The sequence below is a fragment of the Parabacteroides sp. PF5-9 genome, assembly GCF_029893105.1.
Classification (GTDB): Bacteria; Bacteroidota; Bacteroidia; order Bacteroidales; family Tannerellaceae; genus JARXWG01.
This window is the reverse complement of sequence record NZ_JARXWG010000001.1, coordinates 294,706-304,489: the sequence shown is the minus strand read 5'-3', so window position 1 is coordinate 304,489 and position 9,784 is coordinate 294,706. Positions and strand designations below refer to the sequence as shown.

At 43.2% G+C, this 9,784-nt stretch carries 7 protein-coding genes; 4 read left to right on the top strand and 3 right to left on the bottom strand.

Translation table 11 applies throughout. The features are described from left to right. The first annotated feature begins 199 nt into the window (after positions 1–199). The 4 genes from M2135_RS01380 to M2135_RS01365 all read left to right on the top strand — a co-directional run bounded on the left by M2135_RS01380 (position 200) and on the right by M2135_RS01365 (position 4,908). Positions 200–736, top strand: coding sequence for a shikimate kinase (locus tag M2135_RS01380; RefSeq protein ID WP_280746771.1), 537 nt, complete (start codon positions 200–202; stop codon positions 734–736). A gap of 2 nt (positions 737–738) precedes the next feature. Next, the gene (locus M2135_RS01375) at positions 739–1,950 is read left to right on the top strand and encodes an alanine dehydrogenase (protein WP_280746770.1); all 1,212 of its coding nucleotides are present in this window, start codon (positions 739–741) and stop codon (positions 1,948–1,950) included. Between the two features lie 88 nt (positions 1,951–2,038). Then, on the top strand, positions 2,039–3,892 hold the full coding sequence (locus tag M2135_RS01370) for a 2-oxoacid:acceptor oxidoreductase subunit alpha (protein WP_280746769.1): 1,854 nt from the start codon (positions 2,039–2,041) through the stop codon (positions 3,890–3,892). A 2-nt stretch (positions 3,893–3,894) separates the two neighbouring features. Further along, positions 3,895–4,908 carry a 2-oxoacid:ferredoxin oxidoreductase subunit beta gene (locus tag M2135_RS01365; RefSeq protein ID WP_280746768.1) on the top strand — a complete coding sequence of 338 codons (1,014 nt, stop codon included), beginning with the start codon at positions 3,895–3,897 and terminating at the stop codon, positions 4,906–4,908. 74 nt (positions 4,909–4,982) lie between these two features. Here M2135_RS01365 and M2135_RS01360 read toward each other — a convergent pair whose 3' ends face one another. From M2135_RS01360 to pckA, 3 genes are all read right to left on the bottom strand, one after another. Beyond that, positions 4,983–6,521 carry a YifB family Mg chelatase-like AAA ATPase gene (locus tag M2135_RS01360; protein WP_280746767.1) on the bottom strand — a complete coding sequence of 513 codons (1,539 nt, stop codon included), beginning with the start codon at positions 6,519–6,521 and terminating at the stop codon, positions 4,983–4,985. A 55-nt stretch (positions 6,522–6,576) separates the two neighbouring features. Next, positions 6,577–7,680 (bottom strand): TlpA disulfide reductase family protein, encoded by a 1,104-nt coding sequence (locus tag M2135_RS01355; RefSeq protein WP_280746766.1) that lies wholly within the window; start codon positions 7,678–7,680, stop codon positions 6,577–6,579. A gap of 189 nt (positions 7,681–7,869) precedes the next feature. Continuing rightward, a complete protein-coding gene (gene pckA / locus M2135_RS01350; protein ID WP_280746765.1) occupies positions 7,870–9,477 on the bottom strand; it encodes a phosphoenolpyruvate carboxykinase (ATP) in 1,608 nt (535 codons plus the stop codon). Positions 9,478–9,784 lie beyond the last annotated feature (307 nt).

Below are 9,784 nucleotides of genomic sequence, written 5' to 3'. Positions count from 1 at the left end.
TGAAAGTTTCGCTGTACATACGATGTTTCTTTTTTGACATAAATTATTTGTTATTTATGTGGCAAAAAAGTGTCAACCTTTTTCAGTGTAAGACATCTTATTCAAAAGCTATCCTGAAAATGTTCTCCATTTAAACGGAAGAGTACCTGCGGTTTTCAACGAAAAAAGTATACATTTGCATAAACTAACAGCAAGTGTTATGACGCGCATTTTTCTTGTGGGTTATATGGGAGCCGGAAAAACAACTGTGGGTAAAGATTTAGCCAAACGTATGGGACTCGCTTTTGTTGATCTGGATGCTTATATAGAAAGTCGTTATCATAAAACGGTTTCTCAGATTTTTGAAGAAAAAGGAGAAGGCGGATTCCGGGAGATTGAACAAAAAATGTTACACGAAGTGGCTCTGTTTGAAGATGTGATCATCTCTACAGGTGGAGGCGCCCCCTGTTTTTATGAGAATATGACATTTATGAACGCACAGGGTACAACGATTTATCTGAAAGCCTCGGTGGATGAACTTGCAAAGCGGTTGGCGATCAGTAAACATTCACGCCCTATCCTGAAGAATCTATCCAAAGCGGAACTACATGCATTTATTGCGACCAATCTGGAGAAGAGAGAACCTTTTTATCAGCAGGCTACGATTATCTTTGATGCGGAAGTCATGCTGACCGAAACCGATATACAATCGATCTCAGAACAAATCATACAAATTATCCATACAGATCATCACTGATTATGCGAAAACCGGGCAACAAACAAACACAAGAGGCTTATATTACTCAGGAATTATTACAGGAAATCAGTAAAATAGGGAATCGGCTCGTCATCGGTATACCCTGTGAACAGCATGAATATGAACGGCGCTTGGCATTAACTCCTGAAGCGGTAGATATCCTGACCGAATGTGGCCATCAGGTCATCGTACAAAACAATGCCGGATTAGGAATTAATTACTCCGACAATCATTACGCAGAAGCGGGAGCCGATATTGTCGCTACTGCCGCGGAGGTGTATCAGGCTGATCTCATTCTGAAAATTCTTCCGCCCACCGTCGAAGAGGTCGCTTTAATGAAACCGCGGACTACTTTGTTTTCGCTGATGCAAAAAAGACTCTTCACACAGGATGCTTTCGAACTAATGATGAGTAAACGGATCAATGGGGTAGCTTACGACCTGATTGCCGACGAACAGCAGAAGCGGCCGGTGATGAGTATTATATCCGAAATCGAAGGCATTGCGTCCATCACAATCGCGTCCGAACTATTAAGCAATACACAAGGTGGAAAAGGCATTTTACTGGGAGGTATCCCGGGCGTATCCCCTACGGAGGTAGTCATTATTGGCGCCGGAAGCGCCGGTACGGTGGCCGCTCGTGCCGCTTTGTCATTGGGTGCCTGTGTCAAAGTATTTGATAATGACATCAATCAGCTGCGCAATATCCAGCAGAATTTAGGGGTCGGATTGTTTACTTCGACCTACCATCCGAATGTTTTGCAAAATGCATTCAGAAGCGCTGATGTCGTCATCGGTGCCATGCGCCATGAAGGAGGGCCAAGGCGCTATTTAATCGCCGAAGGTGTTATACAACATATGAAAAAGGGAGCATTGATCATCGACTTATGCATGAGCCAAGGTGGATGTTTTGAAACAACCTGTTGCCTCTCCCCTTCCGATCCGACCATTTTCGAGCAGTATGGGGTATTGCATTACTGTAAACCGTGTATCAGCAACCGCGTTGCACGAACAGCTTCTATGGCATTGAGTAATATCTTCGTCCCGCTGTTTGTCAGGCTCGGCGACATCGGAAGTATCCAGTCCATGATCAAAACCAATCACGGTTTTAAGGCAGGAGTCTATATGTATAGCGGAAAACCGGTGAACGAATTTATCGCTTCACATTTTAACGTTCGATCAAACAATATCGACATTTATCTGGCCGCCTTTTAGTCTTCCAAAATGATGGTTATGTAAGTTTATTCTTTAACTTTGTCGGCAATTCAAATAAATCAGACGAATAGCTAATTAATCATTGTTTATGGCAGAACAGACAAAAGTCACAACCTTAGATCGGGTTGTCATTCGTTTCTCCGGTGATTCAGGAGACGGTATGCAGTTGACCGGGACAATTTTCTCTAATCTGTCGGCTATTTTTGGAAATGAGATTTCTACATTTCCTGATTTTCCGGCAGAAATTCGTGCGCCTCAAGGCTCCTTAAGCGGGGTTTCCGGTTTCCAGGTACATCTGGGTTCGCGCAAAGTATTCACGCCCGGAGACAAAGCCGACGTATTAGTCGCTATGAACCCGGCCGCATTGAAGGTCAACGTGAAATATCTGAAACCGCATACAATTATTCTTATTGATACCGACTCTTTTCAGAAAAGTGATCTGGAAAAAGCATTGTTTACTACGGAAGATCCTTTTGCCGAGTTGGGATTGTCGTCCGTAGAAGTTGTTGCTGCTCCTATCTCTTCGATGGTCAAAGAGAGCCTGGCGGAATTTGGCCTGGACAATAAATCGGCGCTTCGCTGTAAAAATATGTTCGCATTAGGAGTCGTTTGCTGGTTGTTTGAACGGCCACTCGACCAAGCCATGCATATGCTCGAAAATAAATTCGCCAAAAAACCGACAATCGCCAAAGCCAATATCAAAGCATTGACTGATGGCTATAACTACGGCAATAATATTCATGCCCGTGTCTCTACATACCGCATCGAGAGTCGGAAAAATGAGCCGGGTTTCTATACCGATATTAACGGAAATAAAGCGACTTCATACGGTTTAATCGCCGCTGCAGAAAAGAGTGGTTTGAAATTGTTCTTAGGCAGTTACCCGATTACTCCTGCCACAGATATTCTTCAGGAACTCTCTGCCCGGAAAGAGTTGGGAGTTAAAGGGCTTCAATTTGAAGATGAAATTGCAGGTATCTGTACCTCTATCGGAGCAAGTTTTGCCGGGGCACTGGCAGCAACATCTACATCCGGACCGGGATTGGCGCTTAAAAGTGAAGCGATCGGCCTGGCGGTGATTGCAGAGTTGCCGTTGGTGGTGATCGACGTACAACGCGGAGGACCTTCTACCGGTCTGCCGACTAAAAGTGAACAAACCGACCTATTACAAGCCTTATACGGACGAAATGGGGAAAGTCCGGCCGTTGTCATTGCAGCAGCCACGCCAACAGATTGTTTTGACGCTGCCTATTGGGCCGGAAAACTGGCTGTTGAACATATGACTCCGGTGATTTTATTGACAGACTCCTACATTGCCAACGGTTCTTCCGCCTGGAAACTACCTGATCTGAGCCAATATCCGGAGATCAAACCGAAATATGCCACAGCATACAACGACGAAGCGCCTTGGAAACCGTATCGCCGCGATCAGGACTCCTTAGTGCGCCATTGGGCAGTACCCGGAATGAAAGGCTTTGCGCACCGGGTTGGTGGATTGGAAAAAGATTATCACACCAGTGCGATCTCTACCGATCCCGATAATCACCAGAAAATGGTCATGACCCGACAGGCTAAAATCGACAAAATAGCCGATTTCATCCCGGAATTGGAAGTGATCGGTGATAAAGATTCCGACTTGTTGATCGTCGGCTGGGGAGGCACCTACGGCCATCTGTACGAAGCGATGGAAACTATGCAGGAACAAGGTAAAAAAGTGGCTTTTGCTCATTTTAAATTTATCAATCCATTACCCAAAAACACACAAGAAGTGCTCATGCGGTATAAAAAAGTGGTTGTTGCCGAACAAAACAGAGGCCAATTTGCCAATTACCTGCGCAGTGAGATACCCGGATTTAATCCGTATAAATTCAACCGTGTAAAAGGACAACCTTTTGTTGTAGCAAGATTAGTTGAAGAATTCATTAAATTACTGGAGGCTTAAAGATGGAATCCGAAATAAAATATCAGGCTAAAGATTATAAAAGTGATCAATATGTACGCTGGTGCCCGGGATGTGGAGACCATGCCGTATTGAACTGTATGCACAAAGCAATGGGCGAATTGGGTGTTTGCCCGGAAAACATTGCTGTTATCTCCGGCATTGGATGCTCTTCACGCTTACCGTATTACATGAATACCTATGGGTTTCATACCATTCACGGACGTGCTGCTGCCATTGCCACAGGAGTTAAAACGGCACGCCCCGACCTGAGTGTCTGGGTGATCACAGGGGATGGCGACTGTCTGGCGATCGGTGGAAACCATTTTATCCACGCTGTACGTCGTAATGTCGATCTGAACATCATCCTGTTTAATAATAAAATCTACGGATTGACGAAAGGACAATATTCACCGACTTCCGACCGGGGCGTTATCACAAAGAGTTCGCCTTACGGAACGGTAGAAGACCCTTTTATTCCGGCTGAACTCGCATTAGGCGCACGCGGTAATTTCTTTGCCCGCTTAATCGATGTTGATTTGAAAAATACAACGGAAGTACTGGCATCGGCCGCTCGTCATAAAGGAGCCTCAGTGGTGGAAGTACTGGTTAATTGTGTTATTTTCAATGACGGTATCCACAAACAACTTACGGATAAAGAGTATCGTGCCGACCGTACCATCTTCCTTCGCCACGGCGAAAAAATGGTGTTTGGAAAAGAGAATAATAAAGGACTCGTATTGGACGGACTTAAACTGAAAGCAGTAACGATTGGCGAAGATGGTTATACGATAGATGATGTGCTTGTTCATGACGCGTATGAAAAAGAGATCACATTACATATGATGTTGGCCATGATGGGTGGTGATATGCCTGTTGCTTTAGGTATTATCCGGGATGTAGCAGCACCTAGTTATGAGGAAGAAGTTGAAAAACAAATTGCTGAAGTACAGGCCAAAAATCCGGTTCGTAGCTTGAATGAGTTGTTAATGAGCGGCGAAGTCTGGGAAGTGAAATAACCTGACGTATATGAAATAAAGAGAAGAGGCTGCTCACGACGGGACAGTCTCTTCTTTTTTCTATTAATCGTAGTTTAAAGCCCCCACCCTTCCCGATCCAGATTGCGGTAATGAATGGCTTCGGCCAAATGCGACGGTTGTATATGTTCCGAAGTTTCCAGATCGGCAATTGTACGTGACACTTTTAAGATACGATCATACGCACGGGCTGATAAACTCAACCGTTCCATCGCATTTTTCAGTAACTGCAACCCTTCTTCATCAGGCACCGCATAGGTATGAAGCAGTTTGGTCGTCATCTGCGCATTACAATAGATCCCTTTATATTTTTCAAACCGCTTCTCCTGTATTATACGGGCGTTTAATACCCGTTCTCTGACAAGGGCGCTCGGTTCTGACGACCGCTGCTCCGAAATCTTCTCAAAAGGAACAGGAATAATCTCTATCTGGATATCGATCCGATCCAACAAGGGACCGGAAATTCGATTCATATACTTCTGTACTGCCCCGGGAGAACACAAACAGTTGCGTTCCGGATGATTGTAGTAACCACATGGACACGGATTCATCGAAGCAATCAGCATAAAACCGGCCGGATAATCAACCGTAAAACGTGCCCTGGAGATATTGATCATACGATCCTCCAACGGTTGGCGCATCACTTCGAGCACGCTTCGATTAAACTCTGGGAGTTCATCCAAAAAGAGCACTCCGTTATGTGCCAGACTGATCTCACCCGGTTGTGGGAACGCCCCTCCACCGACCATGGCCACATCCGAAATGGTGTGGTGAGGAGAACGAAACGGACGCTGAGCCATCAGCGAAGTATTGTTATTGATCTTACCGGCTACCGAATGGATCTTTGTTGTTTCCAACGATTCCTCTACTGTAAATGGCGGCAAAATGGATGGTAAACGTTTGGCGAGCATAGACTTTCCACTGCCCGGAGGCCCTACCATCAATAGGTTATGCCCTCCCGCCGCTGCCACCTCCAAGGCGCGTTTGACATTCTCCTGCCCCCTTACTTCGGAAAAATCGCAATCAAACAGTTGCTGACGTTCGTAGAATTCTTTCTGTGTATCTATTTCTGTCGGTTGTAACTCACTCTTTCCTTCGAGAAAAGCGATAACTTCTTTTATATGATCAGCACCATAAACATGCAACTCATTGACGACCGCAGCTTCACGTGCATTCTGCCTGGGCACGATAAAACCTTTAAAACCGGCTTCACGCGCCTTTATGGCAATGGGCAATACTCCTTTAACTGGCTGTAGTGTTCCATCCAGCGAGAGTTCACCCATCATCATGTATTGATCCAGTTTGGAGGAGTCTAATTGTTCTGCGGCAGCTAAAACGCCAATAGCCAATGGTAGATCATAAGCTGCCCCTTCTTTTCGGATATCAGCTGGTGCCATATTGATCACTATTCGAAAACGGGGGAATTTATATCCGCTATGTTGAAGGGCGGATATAATCCGTTCATGACTCTCTCTGACGGCCACATCAGGTAACCCTACCAGAAAAAACTGAATCCCTTTTGTGCAATTAACCTCAATGGTAACAAGCGTGGCAGAAATGCCTTGTAACGCTGCGGCATAAACTTTTACAATCATAAGTAAGGTTGGTTTTATTGTTGGTTAAAGCGGTTCATTGACGATCATAAGATCGCTATTCCTCTTCTTCAAAGATTTTATCAAGGCTCTGTTTGATTTCTATTCCATTATCTGTTTTAAGAATAATCTTTCCTTCTTCATCGATCAAGAAACAGCGAGGTAATGCACTGACATTATACAATTCCAACATCATGGTCGCCTGTCCGGCCGAATCGGTCACCAGGTTCCATTGAATACTGTCTTTAGCTAACATGTCGCGGACTTGACGTTGGTTATCATCCAAGCTGATTAATAAGATATCGACTTTATCTTTCGGATACTGCATCGCTACCTTATCCAACAACAGATCTTCCGTCTGACACATGTCACACCAAGGGGCAGTAAAAGCAAGCAATAGATATTTATCCGGGAAAGAACTTAGATTGACTGTATTTCCATACACATTCTTTAACGAAAAGTCCGGAGCTTCGGCTCCCAAAGTGATTCGTTTAGCCCGTATGCTGTATTGCTCAAGTTCATTGACTAAATAAAAATTCTTTAATTCAGGATCAAGCATGGCCAATAATTCATCCATCTTGCGGGTATCATCCGGTTCGGCAAAAAACATTTTGATCAAAACAACCGAAGCTTCCTCATCCGGATTATCCTTAATGTATTTCATGACATCTTCACTCAACTGAAGATTTATGTTGGAGATACGTGAGGCAATTTCGGTCTCCTCGACCGTATTAATCCCTTTTCGATGTAAAAAAGCGGTTTGTTCGGTTAGATCTTTCAGTAATGGGGCAAGTTCTTTTCTTACGGCCGACAGTTTTTCATTAATCTTCCCTCCCTTTACCTGAAAAAGTAAAGGATAATTGGCGTCCCCGGAAATAATGATATTATCACCCGGTTTCAGATAAGCCGTAAACCATTGTGTTTTGTTATCATAAAGGATAGTCACGCTGTTAAACCCTTCTTCCGTTTGTTTGACCACGAATTGACCGGGTTTTTCACAGATTACAGTATCGATCAGGTTGTAATCTTCACGTTCAAAAATGACAAATATAGTTTGATCTTCCAGATTGGAAAGTTTTCCTTCCACCCGGTAAGCGTAGTCCTTGCCGCAACTCAACAAGCACAAAATCAACCCAACAAACCATACAACCTTCTTTATCATTTAGCTTTAAGGAATCCGGTTACACACTGTAATTTGGGTAAAGGTAGCAATATTATTCATATAAACTTAGATAATTATAATAAAATTAACATATATAGAACTAAAAAAAGCACGGAAAATTGTATTCCGTGCTTTTTTATAGTCTATATCAAACCTTTTCTGTCTAGACAGAAGTGGTTTATTCACATATTATAATTTTGGACCAGCTGCAACTAATGCTTTACCGGTTTCAGCACCTGTAAACTTCGCGAAGTTCTTGATGAAACGTCCAGCCAAGTCTTCTGCTTTCGTATTCCATTGAGAAGCATCAGCATAAGTATCACGAGGATCTAAGATAGCCGGATCAACACCTGGAAGAGCAGTAGGCACTTCGAAGCTGAAATAAGGAATTGTTTTTGTTGGAGCCTTATCGATAGAACCGTCCAAGATAGCATCGATGATACCACGAGTATCTTTAATAGAGATACGTTTGCCGGTACCGTTCCAACCTGTATTTACCAAGTAAGCCTTAGCGCCTGATTTCTGCATTTTTTTCACCAATTCTTCACCGTATTTTGTTGGGTGCAATGACAAGAATGCAGCACCGAAACAAGCAGAGAATGTAGGAGTTGGTTCAGTAATACCACGTTCTGTTCCAGCCAATTTAGCGGTGAAACCAGAAAGGAAATAATACTGAGTCTGCTCTGGAGTCAGGATAGAAACCGGAGGCAATACACCGAATGCATCAGCAGATAAGAAAATAACTTTTTCAGCAGGACCTGCTTTAGATACCGGTTTAACGATATTTGTGATGTGATTGATTGGGTAAGAAACACGAGTGTTTTCTGTAGCTGATCCATCAGCGAAGTCGATCTTTCCGTTAGCATCAACGATTACGTTTTCCAACAAAGCATCACGTTTGATTGCGTTGAAGATATCTGGCTCAGCTTCTTTGCTCAGGTTGATAACCTTTGCATAACAACCACCTTCAAAGTTGAATACACCTTCGTCATCCCATCCGTGCTCATCGTCACCGATTAACAAACGTTTCGGGTCAGTTGACAAGGTAGTCTTACCTGTACCTGACAAACCGAAGAAGATCGCTGTATTCTTTCCGTTCATGTCTGTGTTAGCCGAGCAGTGCATAGAAGCCATACCCTGAAGTGGCAACAGATAGTTCATGTACGAGAACATACCTTTTTTCATTTCACCACCGTACCAAGTATTCAGGATCACCTGGATCTTTTCAGTCAGGTTGAATACAACAGCAGTTTCAGAGTTCAATCCCAGTTCCTTATAGTTGTCCACTTTTGCTTTAGAAGCATTCATGATCACGAAATCAGGTTCGCCAAAGTTAGCTAATTCTTCAGCTGAAGGGCGAATGAACATATTTGTTACGAAGTGAGCCTGCCAAGCTACTTCCATGATAAAACGTAATTTCAAACGAGAATTTTCGTTCGCACCGCAGAACGCATCAACCACAAACAGACGTTTGTTAGATAATTGCTCAACTGCAAGGCTTTTCAATGTTTTCCAAGCTTCTACAGTAACCGGTTTGTTATCGTTTTTATATTCTTCAGAAGTCCACCATACAGTATCCTTACTTGTTTCGTCCATTACGAAAAATTTGTCTTTAGGAGAACGGCCTGTGTAAACACCTGTCATTACGTTTACAGCTCCAAGTTCTGTTACCTGACCTTTTTCAAAACCTTGCAAACCTGGTTTTGTCTCTTCTGCGAACAACTGATCAAAAGACGGATTGTGTACAATCTCTGTTGCACCGGTAATTCCGTACTTGCTTAAATCTAAATTAGCCATTTTTTTAATTTTTAATTGCTTGTTTTATATAAACTTTCACTCTATACTTGCGATATAAGGAGACCGGCTGATGCCGGTTAGTGTAGTCGTTTTCACATGGTCCTTGTAAACCGGATACAAAAGTAATATAATTTTTTTCCGAAAAAACTGTAATAAAGAAATTTTTCAGTATTACAGATTCTTTTCAGAGCTATTAACAAATCACCATCAATTTTGACAAGTTGAGTTGACAATTTACGATTGAAAACAGCAGCTATCAGATAAAAAACGGGTCTTCAGGCAGAAAGACCTAAAGACCCGACGCATT